The sequence below is a fragment of the Chryseobacterium sp. HNCC26DJ240 genome, assembly GCF_057180485.1.
Genome location: NZ_JBXUGK010000001.1, coordinates 579839 through 600994 on the forward strand (window position 1 = coordinate 579839; position 21156 = coordinate 600994).

Consider the following 21156-nt stretch of genomic DNA (forward strand, 5'->3'; position numbering starts at 1 on the left):
ATCTATTTCAACCTTTGCTGCCGACTATTGATAAGAAGATGCAATGGTCTTTTAGACGAAAGAAATTTTTCAGTAAAAGAATCGATTGAGGCCGGATCCATCAGATCCATTCTTTCGAGTTCTACATTGGGAATTCCTTCAAGATTTTTACTTGCTTTTTCAACATTTCTTGCTGGAACGATGACAGTTGCCCCACCGGATGCCAATGCCTTGACTGTTTCCAATCCGATTCCTGCATAACCTCCCGTAACTATGGCGGTTTTACCGTTTAAATTAATACCTTCGATTACTTCTGTTGAGGTTGAAGCTGCGTTAAATCCTGAATTTACTGATTTCTGTAAATTACCTTGATAATTGTTCTGTGTCATTTTAAACTTGTTTTTTACTGAAACAAATTTATAATCCTCAATAAGGAACAACTTTGTTTAGAAGTCTCATTTTACTTTGTTTATAGGTCGCAATAATTATTAAGGTGACGATATACTTAAATGTACAAGACTTATTTTTACATTGAAAAATCAATTTTACTTCTTTATGTATTATAAAATTGATTGTAAAACAAATAGTATTTTTTTGATAAGGTACATCCACGTAATAGTTACCCCTAATATATTATTAAGAACTTTTCAGGATCTCTTTTTTCATTTTTGCAACCAGAATATCCCTTATCTGCAAAACAACATTTCTTTTATCCGCCTCAACAGAAGCAATCGAAATGGTAGTTTTTAGTTCGGGAAAATAAGTCACATCAGTTCCCAAACCACCTCCGTGATTATAACCAATGAGATTTCCTACCTTGATCTTACGAATGCCCAAACAGTAATTTGTGGTCAAATCGGGAGGAACATCCGTAGATATTAGCTTTAAAATATCTTTATTTTTAATGATCTTTCCAGTGAAAAGTAATTGATAGAAGTGAGCCATATCTTCTACATTGGAAGCCAATCCGCCACCGCCATACAAATCCCACGAAGGATTTAAATCTTTAATATTCCAATTAAAATGACTCCAATATTGATTAACTAATGGTAAAGTATTTTCAGGCTGTCTTTCCAGCTGAATAAACCAGGTATTGTTTAAATGATTCTTTTTGAACATTAATAATTTCCGAACTGGTGTATAAAACGGCTCATTGGTAAAATGCTTAATAACTTCCGAAAGCAAAACATAATTGATGTCTGCATAATGAAATAATGTTCCCCGTTTTCCTAAAGGAAGTCCCAATTTTGCAGCTCTTTCAACCTGCTCTGTTCTTGTCCATTGATGTTGTTTACTTTCATTGATAAAAGTGAAGGTGATAATATACTTAAATGTACAAGACTTATTTTTAATTAAAAATTAATTTTACTTCTTTATGTATTATAAAATTGATTGTGAAACAAATAGTATTTTATTGATTAGGTACATCCAAGTATATAGTTGCCTATTTTTGACAACTATATACTTTATTGTACTAAAGCTCAGGTATATCAGAATGAGTGCATTTACCTGAAGTATTAAAAATTTAAATTTAGTTTTTTGGATAACAAATAATTTGTAGGCTAAAGTATATTAATACCATGTTTTATATAATACAGTAATGGAGGTAAATTATATTAAAAGTGCTGATGAAGAATATTTTTCCAACCTGATATTAAGTGAAAACAAAGATATTGATTTACATAAAGTATCAGAAGTTCATAAAAAAGATAATTTCAAGAATTTACAAATCTTTTTCATTTATTTGATTGAAGAGCGTAAAAAGGGTACGGCAAGTCATCGAAAATCAGAATGTATTTTATATATATTTTTTGCAATAGCATTTAATTAGAAAATTTAATTTTAGTATCTGCCTTACGGAAATCCGTAATCAACAAAATATTTTTTTTGATAATTTTGAAATTCCACCTTTATTTGATAGTTGCTCAATCGTAGGACTAGGACATTATAATCTGACAAATCATATCAATAATCTTTTTTCAGATATTACAATAAGCTAAAATATATAATTAAATTTGGGCTTAAACCGTGAATATTTATTTTGAAACGAGTAAACTGATAACAATTTAAAAATGAGTAAAACCACACCGCTAATAGATTTTTTTAATCAGACTTTTCATATTCCCCACTATCAAAGAGGATATAGATGGGAGAAGCAAGAAGTTAATGAATTACTTGATGATCTCTGGAATTTTGAAAAAAATTCAAATAAAGGAGAATTCTATTGTCTCCAACCAATAGTTTTAAAAAAGAACGACCTCAATGGATATGATGTATTGGACGGACAACAGCGGCTCACAACGCTTTATCTTTTGTTAGTTTACTTGGAGGATAAGATAAAAGAGGATAATTATCTTCAGTCACTATTTACACTGAATTATGAAACTCGTAAAAATTGTGAACAATTTTTGAGCAGCAAAAAATTTGCTGCAAATATTGATGAAAGCAATATAGATTTTTACCACATCTGTAAAGCTTACCAAGAAATTGATATGTGGTTTAAAGATGAAAAACACCGAGGCGCGAAAGGTAAGCTTGTTCCGATCTTAATGGATGATACAAGCAAGAGCAACCGAAATATCCGCTTTATACGTTATGAAGTCCCAAATGAAACCAATCCGATTGAAGTATTCATTCGGTTGAATATCGGCAAAATTCCTCTCACGGATGCAGAACTTATAAAGGCGTTGCTTCTTCAGAGCGACAAGTATGATTCCGACGAGATTAAATTCACAAAAATGCGGTTGTTTGAAATTGCTACTGAGTGGGATAATATTGAATATACATTACAAGATGAAGAATTTTGGTATTTTTTGAGTAACAGTAACAATCGGAAACCCACACATATTGAATTTATTTTTGATCTTATTGCAGATAAGATTCAACAAGAAAAAAGATATTTTGATTCCAAACCGCTGAAACACGCAACTTTCCTTATTCTATCGGAATACTTGCAGGATATGTTGGAGAATGAAGAAATTCCTAGGATTAAAGCTGTTGAAATTATCTGGAATCAGGTAAATAGATATTTTGAGTATTTTAAAGAGTGGTATAGAAGTAGAACTCTTTTTCATTATATAGGGTTTTTAATAGCCAGCAGGAATTACAATATAATAGATACTCTTATTAATGAATCATCTGAGCTTGGTAAAAGTAAATTTATTGAATATCTGGAAAGTGAAATCGGAAAAATACTTTTGATTGATAAAATACGTAAAGATTCTGATGGAAATCAATATAAGGTTAAATTAGAAGATTTAAATTACGAGAACGAGGATCAGCAGAGTCACGACCGACAAGAAATTCAAAAAATTCTACTTTTTCATAATATCTATGCCTCATTGATGAGTGATAAAGAAAAAGCACGTTTCCCTTTTAATCTTTATAAAACAACGAAGAAAAAAGAAAAATGGAGTTTAGAGCACATACACGCACAGAATTCAGAACAAATTACTAACAGATCTAATCAACAAACTTGGCTTAGTGATCACATTAAATCTTTGCAGAGGATGACTGCCTATGATTTTAGTGTTTTATTGGACAGAATGAATGAGATGCTCAATGCCGATAATATAGAAAGGGAGGACTTTGAATCTATTGTAACGGATGTTTATGATAAGATAAACAAAATTTCCGGTGCCAATGAGCAAAGTAAGCATTCTATCAATAATCTTTGTTTAGTAGATGCTGTGACAAACAGCAAATTAAATAATTCTGTATTTGACGTAAAGCGGGAGATTATCAAAGAAATAGAAGTCAAAGGGCATTATATTCCTTTCTGTACAAGAAATGCTTTTCTCAAAGCCTATACATCTTATCCGGTAAACAATGCCTACTGGACTCTTGACGACAGAAAAGATTACCTGCGAAGCATTCGCCAGGTATATGAGAAATTTATTAATGCTATTATTGAAAATTAACCTATGTCATACACCCTAAAATATTTATTGGAAACCTACAAAGTTATGATTCCTCAAATCCAGCGGGATTACGCTCAAGGGCGTGAAAGCGAGTTCGAACTTCGTAAAGGTTTTGTAAGCAAGATAAAGCAGACACTTTCAGAAAATGAGGAGAAATTGAATCTAGACTTTATTTACGGATATACTGAAAAAGTTGGTGCTGATGAGGAAGTGTTTGTTCCCTTGGATGGTCAGCAGAGACTAACCACACTATGGCTTGCACATTGGTTGCTTGCTCCAAGAATTGATGATGAATTGGATCAGGAGGTTAAGAAATACTTATCAAAATTTACTTATGAGACCAGAATATCTTCGAAACGTTTTTGCTATGCTCTTATAAACAAGACTCTAAAAATTAATGAAAATTTTACTTTAAGCCATAGTATAACTGATGCGCCATGGTTTATGGCTTCATGGAGTGACGATCCGACAGTTAAAGCAATGCTTAATATGCTAGATACTTTGCAGGAGGAATTTACAAACACATCCTTTGCCTGGGAAAATCTTACTGAAGATGATAAAATAACATTTGATTTCATTGATATAAAGTCCGACGAATTCAAACTGACAGATGAACTATACATAAAGATGAATTCAAGAGGGAAACCTTTGACTCCTTTTGAAAATTTCAAGGCCCAGTTTGCAGGATTATTGGCATCCAAACAGACTGATTATGAAAATGAAACAAGAGAATATGAAAACACACAGATTAGCTATCAGCAATACTTTGCTTTTAAAATAGATTCTATCTGGATGGATTTGTTTTGGAATTATAGAAATAAGGCTGTCAATAAAATCGACACATCAATTTATAGGTTCATCAATTTCGTGGCAGAGTTTCTTTTTTTTAGAGAAAACCCCGATGCGTTGAGTGCAGATGCCAAGTATGATTTTGAATTTTTAAATAGCGTTTTCAGTAAAAAAGAAAATATTGATTTCCTCTTCGATTCTTTAGATTTTCTATCCTCTTTGAATGATGTTGAATCATTTTTTGATGAGCTCTTCAAAGATTTATCAACTTTTGATGAAGCCACCAATGATTATTTTTTAAGATCAATTACAAATAATGGTTTTGATGTCAAAGACAAAACTATTTTATATGCTGTATTGCAAATATGCATTAAGATGCAAATTAAATCGATCAACGATCAGTTGAAGGACTTTATTCGTATTGTTCGGAATCTTTTGTTTACCGCAAGACAGATCAATCAATCCAAACGTATTGAATACACTACTAATCTGCGTTTACCAAATGTATCAGAATACTGCAAATTTATAGATGCTTTTGTGGAAGAACTTCGCTTCACAAATAATCAGCCTGTCTATACCATTCTTTCTGAAAGAGATTTCACTGGATTTACCCGAGAGAATATTGCAAACGAAAAAATAAAAGCAACCCTAATTGTAAAAAACTCAGATTTAAAAGCAAATATTCAAATAATGGAAGAACATCTTGAGCTACAAGGCAATCTTTCCAATTTTAAATTGAATTCAACCGATATTGTCCAGAAGATAGATGCCTTCTTAAAAATTTGGAATGGTAATGTTGCAGATTCGTTGATAGTACGTGCTTTTTTATCGATCGGTGACTATTCTGTGATGACACATGATTATTCCTCATTGGGAGAGATCTGGTTTTTTGGAAGCAAAGGTTTCTGGAATAGAATTTTGACAGCAGGTGATAAAGAGGAAAGAGTACAAGTATCAGGCGTACTAGATAAATTTCTAACTGCATTTTGTGATTCAAAGGGTGATGATACTGCAGAAAAATTACAAGGTTTAATCGATGCTTTTGTAGAGGAAGAGAAAGACTGGCTTTATTATTTTGTGAAGTATCCAGGAGTTACGGATAATCCTTATCGAGATCTAAATGTTTTTACCTGGAAGGGCGATGGTTTTGATATTAATAATTTAGGGAATTCAGGTAGACAGCCACTACATTCTTATCATTTGAATCCTTATTTGACTGCTTTAAAGTTAATGTTCAAAGGAAATAAAAAAGTAACCCTTTATTGGGGTAGGTTTGCAACTTTAAGCTATATAAAAGTTAATAATGAGATTATTATAAAATGTAGTAGTTCAGGCTGGACAATCACTCCCATAGCTGACTTCGTAATGGATACGGAAATTATTGAAAAATATAATATTACCGAAAAAAACAACAGCTATTTTCTAATAGAAAATGATGAAAAAGATAGAATAGAAATTGCAGTTGATTTTATAAAAGATATATTGGTTAAATGTACTTAAAATGATTTTCCTTGATCGATAAAGTTAGGTGATTATAATTATGATAATTATATACTTTAGTGTAACGAATTAAAAAACTATAAACTGCACTTATTTATAATCTAATCTATTGGTCGATAAATAGTAAATTGAGTTTTTAGGAAAAATTGCAATTTTGTACACTAAAGTATATAGTTGTATTAATTTAAATTATTGATTTTCAATTGAATAAATTTCACTAAAAATTCTCTTTATTAAAGGCCTCAGCAGAAAGTTTGACATAGCCTTGAAAATCGGGAACAATTTATGCTCCCTTTACTATATAATTCCAGTAGGACGAAGTTGTGAACATACTCACAGTATTACTTGAATTAAAGCACTTAAACTTGCATTAATTATTAATGGATGGTAGCAATTGCAACGAATTGAAATGTAAATACAGATTACACTTTTTTAGTATCTCACATAGAATGTTGAATTGTTGGTTATGTATGATGTGGAATTTATATCCAGTAGTCCATAAATTGTTTATAGTAAAAATCAGATAGGGTTTTTCCAATGTGCGGATCATCGTTTTTAAACGCATACAATGTGAGCTCATTGATGGTTTTTAAATAGTACGTTTTTGATAAATTTTTATCTTCGGTCTTATTTTCATATTTCTTGATCAGATATATAACTAATTGGGAAGTTTTGGACTGAAACAAAACTATTCTATTTAGCCAGATGATAAAGGAAATGGTTAGCAGGACAGTTAAACAAAAAATCAAGATATCTGCAGAATTTTCTACAATGTAAACATCTTTAAAATAATCTATAGGAGGAATATCTAAAATCTTAAAAATAAAACTTAAAAGTGTGAGAATTAAGATCAGCTGAAAAAAAGATAACCTGAAAATCGAAAGGTTTTGTGGAAATTTCAGATCAAAAACATTAGATAGATACTCAGATTGGTATTTTTCTCCAATATTTGATATTTTATCAACTAAGATAGGATATGCAATTCCCAATATGGCGACATCTATAGCGACACATATTTCAATAATATATTTCATGGTTCGGTTATAAGTACTTTATAACCAAATATCTAAATATTTTTTGATAAATGTATTAATTTTGTAAAATAATTTTTTTTTCTTTTTTAAAGATATATTCTAAAATAATGATAGTTGACTTTCAAATTTAGGATAGAATACGCCGATAATTACGAAAGAATTTTTTCCACGACGCATGTGCCATTCTTTTGTCATGCCTAAAAAAAATGTATGTCATTATATCAAAAGTGCGATCGATAGGGAAGATTTTTTCGTGTAAAAAATGTCACTCTTTCTGATTATATCAATTTCGACACTAATACTCAAAATGTGGTGTAGTATTCTTTAGATTTAAATTATAAGTTTTACAACAGCAGATTATTTCCTATAATCATATTTTAAAAAGTTTATCATTTTCTGATAACTTAAGGATAATGTACTGATCTATTGCTAATTCCGCTGGGATTTTATCTCTTACAATTGGTAGAATAAACTGGCAGTTTATAGAATTAGCTAATTCAATTAATATGGTGGAAAGTTGATTGTCATGCATGTTTTCCAATTGATCATGCATTATAAAATTTATAAAATCCATATCAATTTCTTCTGCAAATTGAATGTAAGCAAAGTCAAACGCAGCTATTTGTCCTTTCTTCTTTCCTGTACTTGGATTTCCTTCAATATTAGTTACAATTAAGTCATAGCCTTTTTCATTCTTCAGTGTACTTAAGAGATATTCTTCACCATAAAGTTTATTAGAAATTTTTGTGAAATACTTGTTAAATATGGTAATTCTATTTTGAATAAAATCATCTTTTGAGTTGATTTGGCTGTTGATAGAATCTAGCTTGTCGTTAATTCTCTTCAAGTTATCATTAGATGTAATCCAATATTTTTTTCGTTGTTCAAGAGAACCTTTTAATTCAAAAAAAGAATTCAATTCTTTAAGTATAGAATCATAATTGTCACTGTATTCTGATGCACTGATAAATTCTGATAACTCCCTTTCTCTTTTTCTTAAAGAATCTATTTTTTTAGTTATTTCCTTTAATTTTTCTAAAATGTTGGGGAATTCCTTCTCTATGTATTTTACCTTCTCATCAATTAGTGCATTGTGAAATTCTACAGTCTCCTGAAAAGATACTTGTAATGAAGGGATCAGTTTCGACGCCTTTTGGTAAAGTAGCTCTATTTGTTTTACATCGATGTTTGTTTTTTCTTTTTCAAGATCTTCTTTACTTTCAACAATTAATTCTTTTCTCATATTGAGTCTGCTGAATTCAGTTGAAAGCTTTGATAAAGATAGTTTTACATCATTTAATTCGTTGATCTGACCTTCGAATTTTTCATTAAAATTAAAGCTGGCCTTTAAATTTTCGTATTCTTTAATTTTTGAATTTACCAACTCGATTTGCTGATCGATTAATGATAATTCACCTTCCTTTTTTAATCGTTTTTGGTAATTATCCTCTCTTGTTTTTTCCTTAACTAAAAGTTCTTTCTCATTATGAGAATCTGTATTTAAACCTAACCAAAATAAAAAAAGAGCCTCATATTCTTCAGTTTTTGTATAAGCATTTAAAACTTTTACAATGTTGGCTAATTTATTTTTTTCATCTCGGATATTTTTTGAGATGATCTGCTTAAAAGTAGGTTTTTCAACTTCCGTTTTAAATATTAATTTCTTAAGTTCTAAATCAAACTCTTTGTTATCCTTAATATTTTCACCATTCAATTCTTGAAGTTTTTTTCCGTACTTCAAAAAATTTTTACGAACAATTACTGACTCTGATGGGAAATCAAGATCATTATCCAATCTTAATGTAATAACTACCTCTGTACTGGTCAAAAAGTCTTTAATGACAGTGTTCTCCTGTTCTTTAAATTCGCTGTCTTGATAGATGTTTTTACCATCAGAACCAAGACAAAAGTCTACAAGTCGCAGCACAGTTGTTTTACCAACGTTGTTTCCGGTGCTTTTTTTATCTTTTTCAATAGTTTCGTCAACAATTAAGTTCAATCCTTTTTTGAACTCGATTGTACGAATTTTACCGAATTTATTTTCTATTGTAAGTTCTTTTAAAAACATTTTTTAATTTTCCCGGTTTCACCTTTTGTTACTACACCTGACACAAACAACCAATCTAAAGTTAATGAATAAAGATTGATAGAAACATTTTCCTTCTTATTAAAAAGGCGATATAATTCTAAATAATCAATTTCATTCTTTCTTTTCTGAGACAGGACTTCTATAAGTTTTCCTCCCAGATAATATAAATCTCTTTCCGGATTAATATTTTTATCTACAATCATTCTTAAGAAATTTTTGGAGGTTCTTCTAAAATATTACAACGCATAAAAGCATCAATAATGACAATCATTAAACTGAAGTTGATTGTTTCCTGATCAAATTCTTCAAGCTTGTTTGGAGCATTATGAATCTTTTCCCAAACTTCTTCTATTACTTCGTCAAAAATTATATCTGCATTTTTCCTAACCGCATCTAAGTTAGGATAATCTTTTTTAATTTTGAGATAGGTACTTTTGATATTATATAAAACTAATTCTTTTTTAACGGAACCTTGCTTTTCAATCTCCTCATATATTTTGTTAAGTTTACCTTGATAAGGGGCAAATTCCCTAATGGTGTCCTCATATCGAAGTACATTATTGTGCAATATTTTAGCTTCCGGATCAGGCGCATTTTCTGCACCTGGTAATGCAAGGACTTCTTTTATGTTGTTTCCAACAGCATTGATGACCCTATTTAAAGCGAGTGGATGCTTGGTAAGCAAGCTTTTACTTGATATCAACTCCAGTATTTTTTTTTCATGCTCTGCTTTCCAACTTTTTAAAAGTTCCACAGGATAATCTTTCTCATTTTCTTTATTATCAATAATAATGTGATGCTCATCACAAAGTAAAACTAGATTGTCAAAGCCGCGACGTTCATCATCTGTCATGTCAGGATTATACCTCGGGCCTTCTTTGCTAGCAGCTTCAATATGGCAGATTTTGCTGATAATACTTATTCCGTCACTTGCAATGAGCCTTTTTTGACAGGTTGGTTCAGCGCATTCATTGCCCGAAAGAGTATCAAGCCTTCTAACTGTAGAAGGTTTATATTGTCTTGCTTTATCTTTCGGCTTATTAGGTTCCATTTTTTTCAAAATTGAGTTTGCAAATTTAATGTTTTTTCACATGACTAATTATTAAATAGACTTATTAATTAATCGTGCAATGATCTACGTTTATGATAGGGATCAATCTTTTATTTTGTTATTCTGTAAGTCCTCAATTTTCCACAGTTTGTAATTTAAAGAATACATAATTTTAAAAACAGCGGTCAGCTCATCTATTATCTTATCAAGAGAAAATTTTTCATCCCAACAAACTTTAAAAACTCCAAAGTCCCCAACTTTGTCATATTTCCGGTAATTGTTCTTCTCTAAAATGGTATCCACAAAGAATTTTCTGAAAATATTAAAAATTATACTTTTTTTGACATTAAAGATTTCAGGAAATTCTTTTTTGAAATTGCTATCAAAACCTTCAGTTTGCTCTAGTTCAAAATTTCCATAATTATATAGTGATAAGAGATCGATCCAAAACTTATCATCCATATTTCTAATATTAAAATTGTTGCGAAGGTGCGTTGTTAAATAAATACCTTCATAGCCTAATCCTATATAAAAGGTTGATTTCGTTTTGATCGAATTGATTATTAATTCAGGACCATTATAACCTAAAGAGAATTTTTCATATTCAAACTCGTCCTTATATCTGCCATAACTTATTATAATATCTGTTATATCAGAAAAAACCTCAACCAATTTGTAAACATCTTCAATCGACTCTTCAGTGGTTATATCTCTATTCTTATTTTCAATATGATTATTGATAGCATTTGTCAAGTCTACGAGACTTTTTTTATTTTTGGTAATAAGCTTTTTTAATTTTTCATCCACGGCATAGAAGTTTAAACGCTAAAGTATAGAAATACAGCCAAATTATATTACGGAAAACCGTAATCTATTCGAAAAAAGTTCTCGGATGAAGCTTTATTGAATGAAATAGGAAAATATGGTCTTTAAATCTACACCCGCTACAGTTGAAATGGAGCTCAATACATTGATTCCGGAAAATATGGTTTTAATAACATTAATGGGTAGACGTTCTGATCTTTCCAATGTAGCTTGATTAGAAAGTGTGCTAATATTGTCAAGCAGCAATTCTCTTTGCTCTTCGGGAGTGTCATTATTGATTACTTCTGTAAGCCTTTCAAATGCGCCAGCAATATTCTCTTCGCCTTTATCTTTTAAAATGGATATGTTATTTACTATATCACCATTAACACCTCCAATATTGACGATGTTTCCTGTTCCATGGATTGTAAGATTTTGAATATAATTTTTAAAAGCAGCTGTATTTTCTTTTTCAGCTTTTTTTAACTCCTGATCTAGAAAAAAATGAGTTGCTTCGTAATTTTTCTCAATAACGCAGTCGCCATCTACTGCTGTACAAATCTCTTTGTGATTTACTAATCCTTCGTCAAGTTTAAATCTAAAATAATCTATAATTTCTTTTTTTTGACTTTCATCAATAACCGTTTCGAAAAATTCTTCCACTTGAACTCTTATTTTATCGCGTTGGTAAGGATTTCTTAAATGGTCAATTGTTCTTTTTAAAAGTTCAAATTTTCTGTTTACATAATCATTCATAATATTGTTATAAGTTTTTGGTGAGGTTCGTAAAAATACAAAATTGTCGATTTTAGATAATCAAAAAATTACGATATAATTTTCTTCATTAGCTTCTATACTTTTTATAACATTGTTAAACTTTTTATTATCAAAGAATTAATATTAAATAATGATTTTTTTTAATACATTAGGTCAAGCTAATAACTTGTAAACAAGAAAATTATAAAAAATACTGTAGGTGTCATTTTATTGCTCCTAATCACGACATCTTGTAGTAACGAAAATAATTCAAAAGTTCTTTTTGAAGAAGATTTTTCAACAAATCATCGTTATGGGAGGGTTTCAGGAGACACTTTGGTGAAAAAAATTGATCTTAAGTTTGAAGATACTAAAGAACCTCCAAAGATATTTTGGATTACTTCAAAAGATTCTGACGGGTGTTTCCGTGTCAGTTATGCAAGACTTGAACGAGTAAATGTAGATTCCAAAATGCAAGTTGATAGTATTACAACAAAATCTTTAGATTGCGCAATGAAATTCGATTCCCCTGATCCAACACTATTTGATCAAATATTGTTTTCTGGTGACTTTTCAACAATGCACAATATCCGAACAAATATTAGAAAAGGTCATTTTCTTACTATTATGGGGAATGGTGAATTAACAGTGGCTAAGTAAGAGATTCCGAAAATACATCTGAGTTGTTATTATCCTTAAGTGTATGCCAAGTCTAATTTCACTTTTAAAGAAAAGATAAGAATATAAAGTAATTGATATTTTATTTTTTTGACGCATTTCATTCAAATATATAATGTCCTTTTTTTTTTATTTGATCAATCTTTAAGCATTAAAAAATATAGAGATATTAATTTTTGTCTTTGAAATTCTGTGTTTTAGTGAAATTTAGCAATCAAAAATTTTCTTTTTTTTGGAAAAACTAAAAAAAGACCTATATTTGCACCAGTAAAAACAAACAATCTAAATCTTATTTAAAAAAGTGACCTATTCGGTGACCTAAAAATAAGAGAACGATATAAAGCTTATGGATAGGGAGTTTTTCAAATAAGAACAAGTCCCGTCCGGATCGCAAAACCTGTTTCAAAATGAAACAGGTTTTTTTGTGGAGTACCGGTTCGATCCCTGTCCGGGGTAAATTTCCTGTATTCTGGAACAAGTTTATTTCTTCTCAAGATATTTTACCTGAAAATAGTTGTGATAATTTTTAACGAAAGCCTGTTTTACCAATAATGTGAATTTTCCAGATTTTATGTCATATTTTACAATGCCGTTTTCTGTTGCATATAATAGATTCTGATTGCTATCTATTTCAATATTAGAAATTGGAGCAAACGGTTTGGTTGTTTTAATAGTATTTTCAATTTTACCATTTGTGTTTAAAACATAAATATTTTCCCCATCTGTCGCTGTAATTTTATCGCCAACCAAACGCCATTCTTCAATACCTTTCAACTGAGTTTTCCATTGCAGTTTCCCTGTATTTTTATCAATAGCTATAATGGCTGGTTGTGATTTTTCAACCAAGTTTACTGCTGCCAAAATATTGTTGTCATGCAAATATGTGTTGCCGTCTTCCTGTATAGAAATGATTGCAGGATCTTCAAATTTCCATTCAAATAATTTTGAGTTTTTAATGAAAGTATTATTCGGATTTGAGATGTCTGAATTGGACAAACTGTTGTTTTTGTCAAGTTTTAAAGCATAGAATTTCCCTTTTTCATCTCCAATATATAAATTTTTTCCGTCACTCAACATTTGAGCATAAATCGGATTTGGAAATTGATTATGTTCTGCGTCAGGAAACTCATCAGCTCCGTCAAATGCTCCGTAGCTGGTATTTGTGCCTTCATTTTTACTGAACATATTCAGATAAACAGCAGAATTTACGAAGATGTAATCATTATGAAAAACAGGTTTAAAAAGATTAAAAACGGTAGGTAGATTTTCTATCCAAATTTTTTCACCTGTCTTTTTATTAAAATTGTAGAATGCAGGTTGGTTGTTGCTATCCGGTTGGCTCGTGGAAGTGATGTACACGTTGGTTTCTGTAATTAAAGGCTGTGTCATAAAGAGCGGTTTTAGGCTGTTTACGAAAGTTGTATCTAATTTTCCATCCATTGTTGCCACTGCATCTTCATTGCCATCTCCGCCTCCCAAAATATGATGTTGCCACAAAATTTTTCCTGTCTGAATGTCAAAAGCAATCAATTCGCCACTTTCAAAAGGTTGAATTAACATATTTTCGCTTAAAGAAAATAAGTTCCTGTTGCCATCCAGATTATAATCTGACTGATATTGCCATTGAATTTTATTCTTACCTAAATTGATATTCATTACCTTTCCCTGAGTAGAAACAAGCAAAGTTTCGTTTGCTGCTGTAATTTTTTCTTCAATATTTTTATTACAACTGCTGAATAATAATAAGCTTAAAAAGAGACTATATAATTGTACTAGCGATTTTTTCTTCATAATTTGAGTTTTATTTGTTTAAATTTTATTTTCTGACGTTATCACCAATTTTAGATGGTGCTAAATTCCGTTAGTCGTAAGCTGATATAATTTTATTATGTGCTGAGGTCAGTTTCGTCCCAACTTATACCTTTAGACAGCATCCACGTTAAAGAGTGTCTCCGCTCATGAATTACGCCACCGTTTCCTACGGGATCGAAGTTTTCAGGAACCGTTTTTCCGCCCAATTGAGCGCTTCTTACGGCATTGTGAACACAGTAAAACAGATCTTCTTTTTTAATCAGATTTTCTTCGGAAATTATTGGTCTCGTCTTCATCCATTCTTCTACATTTTCATCCAATGGACAAGCATAATCATTCAAGATTTCCTGCATTTGCTCGCCGGTCATCATCTCTCCGGTAAATTCGGGTTCTTTGTAGCCAAAATACCAGGCAAGAGGCCAAGCGTTTTCAAATTTCCAGCCAATCAGGTTTCTTGCTTCTGCGTCATTTCGTGGTAATGCAAGAATCATTTTTTCATCATCAGCTATAAATTTTTTAAGTTGATTTCTTTCTACAAAATTTAGAATTATGTCATCAGGAATGTTTTCCTCTGAAACCATTAACCACAGAACGATAGCTTTAATGGCATGAAGTCGTTTAGCAATTTCAATTGAAGGACGAATTCTTGTTTCCAGGTCTGTTGGCAGGGAAGTGGCAGGTTTAAATCCTGAGTGGAGGCAAACTGATAAATTTTCAAGTCTGATTTCGGTCATCCAGGGTATTTTTCTGTATGAATCGAGCAGATTTTCGACATTAAAATCTTTATTTTCTTCATGATTTTCGTTAGTGCTTAATAATTTTCTAAAAAAGCTCATAATTTCATTTGTTCTTTTAAGTGTACTTATTCAAATATAAAGATTTTATCCCTTTCACGTGATGCAATTTAGGATTGAATGGATTTATTTTAAATTAAATTTAAAGATATCTCGTTTAATAGTGATAAAAATTTCAGAAAATTGTATTAAGCTTAACCGTTTTATCCCTGAATATAAAGGCTAAATCATATTTAATGAGTACTGAACTAATTTTTAAAAATATTTTTATTAAATTTTAAAAATAAGGTCTGAAATTTGTATTTTTAATACAGAAATCAGTATGTATGAAAAAAATATTCAGTTCAAAATTTTTAATTTATTTTTCAATCCTAAGTATCGTTTTATACTCTTGTAAAGAAGAAAAACCAGATGTTTCAAACCCAAAAGACCAGCAGACTATTTCTAAAGAGATAGCCGAAGCTGCTAAAGATCCGGATTCTGTGGATGTAGAACCTGTGAAAGAGTCTGTATCACCCATGATTCAGGAGAATGGTTTTTACAGCGGAATTATTTTTCCGAAAGACAAAAAACTAAGAGATTCATTGTACGCAGACTTCGAAAAAAAATACAGTGCTAAAGACAGATATACGATTTTAGCGCTTAACAGATTAGATTCCAAATTCAAAAGAAGTGCAGATACTTTAGTGATTCCTGCGCAAATTGACAGTACATTGATGGCTTATTCACCATTTCCAATTCAGTTGGATGTTTTGAGTAATGTGAAAAAATTTGTCATCTTTTCATATCCTATTCAGGCCTACGGTGTCTATTCAAACGGAAATCTGGTAAAGTGGGGACCAACGAGTATGGGTAAAAAAGCAGCTCAGACAACGCGAGGCCTTACGTTTGCCAATTGGAAGAAAAAGCTGGCAATCTCAACTGTAGACAGCGAATGGAAGCTTCCGTACAACTTTAATATTCACAATTCAGGTGGTATCGGATGGCATCAGTATGAACTTCCGGGGTATCCTGCTTCACATTCGTGTTTAAGGTTGTTGATGAAAGATGCTCAATGGCTGTATTCTTATGCAGACACCTGGATTTTAAATCCAGGTGGTGCAACAACTAAGGCGAAAGGAACGCCGGTAATGGTTTATGGTGATTACAAATGGGGCGGACAAAAACCCTGGAGAAAACTTCTCACAGATCCTAATGCCAACAATATTTCTGTACAACAAATGGAAACTTTACTCGGTCCGCTGGTTGATAAAATGGTTAAGGAGCAGACGAACAGAGAGAAAGTCGCAGATTCCATTTCTCAGTCTAAAGCGATGGAGGCTCAGAAAATTCAGGAGTCGGGGGAGATTGGCAGCTGATCTTCGTTTTCAAACGGAAGTGTTGATTCTTCAGCAAATTTTCTCAGTTTAAGCATTTCTTCTTTTCCTTTAAACTGTCCGAAACGTGCAGCGGCATAAGTAAGACCAATGAAAAATAACATAACAAAAGACAAGGTGAGTGCCCACGGGTACTCATTTGTTTTTATCTGCTGTTCTACATAATACATCGTGAAAAATGTCATCCAGAAAATTGTAAAAAGAAAATACAGAAACATAAAAAATGTCCACACAGCTGAACTGGGACCGAAAACGCCTCTTACAACCGTTCTCTCATCTTCAGCTTCTACACGGAGAGCGAGTTGTGGTTTCCAGTAATTATCATCATCGGTTTTTACACAGATTGTAGCAACTTCTTTATTGATATTACCTTCAAATTCTGCAGAATGGGAGTTTAAATATTCTTTTAAATTAATGGCATACTCTTCTTTTGAAAGTAGCGTGAACATTTTAAATCTCGGTCTGTTTCGTATTTTGTCTAAAGTGGTTTCTTCTGTATTCATATTATTCCTGATAAGGTATTGGGTCTTCTAAGATAAATTTAATTTTCATGGGTTTAAATTTTCTTTCTATGTCCATTTCAATTGTTTTTCCTTCGTCGGATTTCATTAAATCAACAATTTTCTGCAAGGTCATATCAGTGGTTTTTTTACCATTTATTTTTATTAAAAGATCATCTTTCTGAAGCCCTGCGAGCGCTCCGGGAGAATCTTTTCTCACACCGGCAATCGCAAAAATGGGTTTTAATACAAACTTGTATTGTAATGAATTATTAATTACCTCAGTGCTCTGCTGATTTGAATTTTTCTTAGTTTCCACATGCATCAAATCCTGTTCCCACTGCATTCCGTCTTGTTTAAAATCAATTCCGCTCATATTAAAATGGAAAGGATCATCAAAATTCCGGTTTTTTTTCAGGTAAAGTTTTTCGTTTTTGTAATCTAATGCTACCTGAAATCTTCTCAGAATTTCACTACCTATGGAACCTTTTCTGTCTTTAGCAAGATTTAAATTCTGAATAGAATATTCATCTGGCATTGCAGTTATAGGCTTTTCAAATTTAAATTTACCTAAATAAAGATTATGAATACGGCTTCTTTTGCCAAAAATATCACCATTAAAACCTCTTCCTAAATAATCGTCAATATTCGGGCGGTTGTAGACAAAATCTTTGATTAGTTTAGGGAAAAGCCAGATGGCATCGGTGTTTCCGAGATCTAGCAGCAGTTTTGAACTTTTTGGTTCATTGGTCATTTCTACATCTGCCAGAATGTAAGGTTTAAATTTCTCGATTGTAATTGGAAATTCTTCAAATTTTCTTACCCGTGATTTAAAGCTTGTATCATCGGGAAAAAGCGTCATTTTTTTAGATTCATAGTTAATAATTACCGGATGATTTTTAAAAAACTGATAACCAATAATTCCATTCACAGGAATTCCGATGTGCGAAGAAATGTTGAAGTCCGGATCTGAAATAATGTAAAAAGAAAAGTCTTTATTTATTAAATTCTTACCGATTTTGGCAACATTTCCTTCTGATTTAAAACCCTCAATACTTCCGCTGGCTCCCAAACCTGTGAAAGTCATTTTTCCGAGGTTACTCAATTTTATTTCTTTGTTTTCCAGACTGAAAATGGTAGTTTCGTTCACGCCTGTATCCACCAAAAATGTAAGTTCTACACCGTTTACTTCAATCGGAACGAAAATTAAATTATTAATAAGCTGAAAAGAAATACTCACTTTTTTGGGCTCTTTCATCTCAAATGCATTTTGAGCATTAGAAAAAATGCTTATCAGTAAAATGAGTAAAATCCCAAGAGGTTTCATTGAATGAATTTAATAAATAAAATCATTCAATATCATAAAAAAAACATCTCCAGATATGAAAATGTTTTTAGTTAGATGTATATTGTTGTCTGTGAATTATTTAGCGAAGAAATCCATCAGGTCGATGTAATTTTTTTGGTTTACGCCATGCCCATTCATATATTCTCTGAAAGAAAAATAACAGCTTAAATCATAAAGCAAATCTGCGCCTTTTCTTCCCCATTCCAAAGGAATTATGGCATCGTCTGTACCGTGGGAAATGAAAAACCGAAGGTTCTCAAGTTTCTTTTTATCTTTTACAATATCGGTAAGCAGTTTTTCTTCAGGGTAAGTGCTCATCAAAGCTACTTTATTAAATAATTCAGGATGTTTTAGTGCTAAAGCGTATGCAAGAATTCCTCCCTGACTAAAACCGCAAAGATGCGTTTTGCTGTCTGTTAATCCATAATGGTTTATAATTGTCATAATATTTTGAATCACAACCTTAATCATTTCATTAGCCTGATTAATATCTATAAAGTTTTCAGGATTATTAAAATTGATATCAAACCATGAAAATCCTTCATATTCTGTACTTCCGGGAGCTCTGAAACTTATTAAAATCCAGTCTTTCGGAAGGTCTTCTCTGAAACTGAAAAGATCCTGCTCATTACTTCCATAACCATGCAACATAAAAAGGATAGGAGTGGAAGGGGTAATCTGCTCTGGCTCTCTTACGATATAATCTAAATTCATAAAGCAAATATAATCAATTATTCATTTTTAATTTTAATTAAGCCTAAAACTGAGAGGTCTTATTATGTGAATAAAATTTAATTTTGATGAATTGACATAATTTAAAGGGCATTCTTGGAAAATTTTCATAAAAGTTATTTTTATATTGATAAAAATCCTATATTTGAATCATTAAAAATTTATCTGATAGAAATGAAGCATTTTTACACATCTAAAAGTTTACTTAAATTTTCTTTTTTATTCCTTTTTGTTTTATCTGTATTTTCGTTAACAACGTCGTGCAAAGATGACGATGATGATGAGGTTTTTACTGATCACTTGGTACAGTTTCAGGTGAAAAGTGTGAAAGGAGGTGCTCCTGCAGGCACTGAAAAAGTATTGTTGAAGACAATTGTTACCCAGATAGGAACGGCACAGAATACTTTTTTCGTTCCTCAAACTCCAGGATTGCAAAACTGGTCAAGCGAAGAGTTTTTTGTTAACTCAAGCCAGGCTCAGTTGAATCTTGATGCGAACGCAACTTTACCAAACGGTGATTCAGAATTGAGCGTAACAATTTTAGTAGATGGCGAAGTAGCTGTTACGAAAAAAGTTGTAGGATCTGGAACTCAAAGTGTTTCTGTAGATTTCAGTTTCTTAGAATTGTAATTAAAAGTTTTTCAACTTTAAAGCATAAAAAAACCGCCAATCGGCGGTTTTTTCATTTTGTGTTATATTGCTTTTACAATGAAGTAATTTTTCTTTCCTTTTTGCAACAGAAGAAATTTTCCGTCAATCAAATCCTTTTCAGAAGCTGTGTACTGATCATCAATCTTATCTTTATTCACTGAAATAGAATTTCCTTTGATTTCTCTGGTAGCTTCACTTTTAGATTTTAAGAAACCGGATTTTTCTGAAAGTAAATCAACAATATTTACTCCGAGTACATCAGATTTATTGACTTCTTTTTGTGGTACTCCGTCAAATACTTCCAGGAAAGTTTCTTCATCCAGACTTACCAAATCTTCAGCCGTAGATCTTCCGAAGAGAATTTCAGATGCTTTTACAGCCTTCTCGAATTCTTCTTTTCCATGAACCCAAACCGTAACTTCTTCCGCTAGTTTTTTCTGAAGTTTTCTTTCGTGTGGAGCTGTTTTGTGCTCTTCAATTAAAGCCTCAATTTCTTCTTTGCTTATAAAAGTATAGAATTTAATAAATCTTTCTGCATCTGCATCTGTAGCATTCAGCCAGAATTGGTAGAATTTGTAAGGTGAAGTTTTCTTTTTATCTAGCCAGTAATTTTCTCCGGCTTCAGACTTTCCAAACTTAGAACCGTCTGCTTTTGTGATTAAAGGAACGGTTAATGCAAATGCTGTTCCCTGCGCTTTTCTACGGATTAATTCAGTTCCTGTTGTGATGTTTCCCCACTGGTCTGAACCGCCCATCTGAAGCTTTACCCCGTTGTTTTGGTATAAATGCAAAAAGTCATAACCTTGAATTAACTGGTAAGTAAACTCTGTAAAACTCATTCCGTCTGCACCAGCTTCACCAGAAAACCTTTTCTTCACGGAATCTTTAGCCATCATGTAATTTACGGTGATGTTTTTCCCCACATTTTTAGCAAAATCCAGGAAAGAAATATTTTTCATCCAATCGTAATTGTTCACCAGTTCAGCTTTGTTGGCTTCGTTTCCTTCAAAATTTAAAAATCTTGATAATTGGTTTTTCAGACAGTCAACATAGTGAAGAAGCGTTTCTTCATCCAATAGATTTCTCTCGGCAGATTTCCCTGATGGGTCACCAATCATTCCTGTAGCGCCACCTACCAAAGCAATTGGCTTGTGACCGTGCTGCTGGAAGTGAGCCAAAATTTTAATCTGAATCAAACTTCCGATATGCAAAGAATCTGCGGTAGGATCAAAACCGATATAGGCAGTTGTCATTTCCTTATCAAGTTGCTCATCCGTTCCGGGCATCATGTCTGCAAAAAGACCTCGCCATTTCAGTTCTTCAATAAAAGAGTTCATTATTTT

20 protein-coding genes are annotated in these 21156 nt (G+C 31.8%); 6 read left to right on the forward strand and 14 right to left on the reverse strand.

What is annotated here, in order from left to right:
• Window positions 1-2 precede the first annotated feature (2 nt).
• Window positions 3-368, reverse strand: a complete 366-nt coding sequence (locus tag AC2A1G_RS02655; protein ID WP_484045406.1) for an SDR family NAD(P)-dependent oxidoreductase — start codon at window positions 366-368, stop codon at window positions 3-5.
• 247 nt (window positions 369-615) lie between these two features.
• A complete protein-coding gene (locus AC2A1G_RS02660) occupies window positions 616-1332 on the reverse strand; it encodes a serine hydrolase domain-containing protein (protein WP_484045495.1) in 717 nt (238 codons plus the stop codon).
• Window positions 1333-1579: 247 nt separating this feature from the next.
• On the opposite strand from AC2A1G_RS02660, the gene AC2A1G_RS02665 reads away from it, so the two are divergent.
• From AC2A1G_RS02665 to AC2A1G_RS02675, 3 genes are all read left to right on the forward strand, one after another.
• A complete protein-coding gene (locus AC2A1G_RS02665; RefSeq protein ID WP_484045407.1) occupies window positions 1580-1810 on the forward strand; it encodes a hypothetical protein in 231 nt (76 codons plus the stop codon).
• Between the two features lie 241 nt (window positions 1811-2051).
• Window positions 2052-3899 carry a DUF262 domain-containing protein gene (locus AC2A1G_RS02670; protein WP_484045408.1) on the forward strand — a complete coding sequence of 616 codons (1848 nt, stop codon included), beginning with the start codon at window positions 2052-2054 and terminating at the stop codon, window positions 3897-3899.
• A gap of 3 nt (window positions 3900-3902) precedes the next feature.
• Entirely contained in the window at window positions 3903-6188 is a 2286-nt protein-coding gene (locus AC2A1G_RS02675; RefSeq protein WP_484045409.1) for a DUF262 domain-containing protein, read from the forward strand.
• A gap of 482 nt (window positions 6189-6670) precedes the next feature.
• Here the strand turns inward: AC2A1G_RS02675 and AC2A1G_RS02680 are convergent, their stop codons facing one another.
• From AC2A1G_RS02680 to AC2A1G_RS02705, 6 genes are all read right to left on the reverse strand, one after another.
• Window positions 6671-7222 carry a hypothetical protein gene (locus AC2A1G_RS02680; RefSeq protein WP_484045410.1) on the reverse strand — a complete coding sequence of 184 codons (552 nt, stop codon included), beginning with the start codon at window positions 7220-7222 and terminating at the stop codon, window positions 6671-6673.
• 370 nt (window positions 7223-7592) lie between these two features.
• On the reverse strand, window positions 7593-9290 hold the full coding sequence (locus AC2A1G_RS02685; RefSeq protein WP_484045411.1) for a DUF2326 domain-containing protein: 1698 nt from the start codon (window positions 9288-9290) through the stop codon (window positions 7593-7595).
• Window positions 9281-9514: an ABC-three component system middle component 6 gene (locus AC2A1G_RS02690; RefSeq protein WP_421375662.1), complete on the reverse strand. Its 234-nt coding sequence runs from the start codon at window positions 9512-9514 to the stop codon at window positions 9281-9283. Before AC2A1G_RS02690 ends, AC2A1G_RS02685 begins: the two co-directional genes overlap by 10 nt.
• Before the next feature lie 2 nt (window positions 9515-9516).
• Window positions 9517-10362: an ABC-three component system protein gene (locus AC2A1G_RS02695; RefSeq protein WP_484045412.1), complete on the reverse strand. Its 846-nt coding sequence runs from the start codon at window positions 10360-10362 to the stop codon at window positions 9517-9519.
• A 102-nt stretch (window positions 10363-10464) separates the two neighbouring features.
• Window positions 10465-11169: a hypothetical protein gene (locus AC2A1G_RS02700; RefSeq protein ID WP_484045413.1), complete on the reverse strand. Its 705-nt coding sequence runs from the start codon at window positions 11167-11169 to the stop codon at window positions 10465-10467.
• A 93-nt stretch (window positions 11170-11262) separates the two neighbouring features.
• Window positions 11263-11922: a hypothetical protein gene (locus AC2A1G_RS02705; protein ID WP_484045414.1), complete on the reverse strand. Its 660-nt coding sequence runs from the start codon at window positions 11920-11922 to the stop codon at window positions 11263-11265.
• A gap of 339 nt (window positions 11923-12261) precedes the next feature.
• Here AC2A1G_RS02705 and AC2A1G_RS02710 point away from each other — a divergent pair, with 339 nt between their 5' ends.
• Window positions 12262-12582: a hypothetical protein gene (locus AC2A1G_RS02710; RefSeq protein ID WP_484045415.1), complete on the forward strand. Its 321-nt coding sequence runs from the start codon at window positions 12262-12264 to the stop codon at window positions 12580-12582.
• A 498-nt stretch (window positions 12583-13080) separates the two neighbouring features.
• Here AC2A1G_RS02710 and AC2A1G_RS02715 read toward each other — a convergent pair whose 3' ends face one another.
• Entirely contained in the window at window positions 13081-14391 is a 1311-nt protein-coding gene (locus AC2A1G_RS02715; RefSeq protein ID WP_484045416.1) for an outer membrane protein assembly factor BamB family protein, read from the reverse strand.
• Between the two features lie 95 nt (window positions 14392-14486).
• Window positions 14487-15248: a DUF4272 domain-containing protein gene (locus AC2A1G_RS02720; RefSeq protein ID WP_484045417.1), complete on the reverse strand. Its 762-nt coding sequence runs from the start codon at window positions 15246-15248 to the stop codon at window positions 14487-14489.
• A 284-nt stretch (window positions 15249-15532) separates the two neighbouring features.
• Here AC2A1G_RS02720 and AC2A1G_RS02725 point away from each other — a divergent pair, with 284 nt between their 5' ends.
• On the forward strand, window positions 15533-16564 hold the full coding sequence (locus AC2A1G_RS02725; protein ID WP_484045418.1) for a L,D-transpeptidase: 1032 nt from the start codon (window positions 15533-15535) through the stop codon (window positions 16562-16564).
• On the opposite strand, the gene AC2A1G_RS02730 is transcribed toward AC2A1G_RS02725, so the two are convergent.
• From AC2A1G_RS02730 to AC2A1G_RS02740, 3 genes are all read right to left on the reverse strand, one after another.
• A complete protein-coding gene (locus tag AC2A1G_RS02730) occupies window positions 16537-17085 on the reverse strand; it encodes a hypothetical protein (protein ID WP_484045419.1) in 549 nt (182 codons plus the stop codon). The genes AC2A1G_RS02725 and AC2A1G_RS02730 overlap by 28 nt on opposite strands.
• A gap of 1 nt (window position 17086) precedes the next feature.
• Complete coding sequence (locus AC2A1G_RS02735; protein WP_484045420.1) at window positions 17087-18340, reverse strand: PDZ domain-containing protein; 1254 nt, start codon at window positions 18338-18340, stop codon at window positions 17087-17089.
• Between the two features lie 165 nt (window positions 18341-18505).
• Window positions 18506-19144, reverse strand: a complete 639-nt coding sequence (locus AC2A1G_RS02740) for an alpha/beta hydrolase (protein WP_484045421.1) — start codon at window positions 19142-19144, stop codon at window positions 18506-18508.
• Window positions 19145-19336: 192 nt separating this feature from the next.
• Between AC2A1G_RS02740 and AC2A1G_RS02745 the strand changes: the two genes are divergently transcribed.
• On the forward strand, window positions 19337-19792 hold the full coding sequence (locus AC2A1G_RS02745) for a hypothetical protein (RefSeq protein WP_484045422.1): 456 nt from the start codon (window positions 19337-19339) through the stop codon (window positions 19790-19792).
• A 62-nt stretch (window positions 19793-19854) separates the two neighbouring features.
• On the opposite strand, the gene tyrS is transcribed toward AC2A1G_RS02745, so the two are convergent.
• Window positions 19855-21150 (reverse strand): tyrosine--tRNA ligase, encoded by a 1296-nt coding sequence (gene tyrS / locus AC2A1G_RS02750; protein ID WP_484045423.1) that lies wholly within the window; start codon window positions 21148-21150, stop codon window positions 19855-19857.
• Between the last annotated feature and the right edge of the window lie 6 nt (window positions 21151-21156).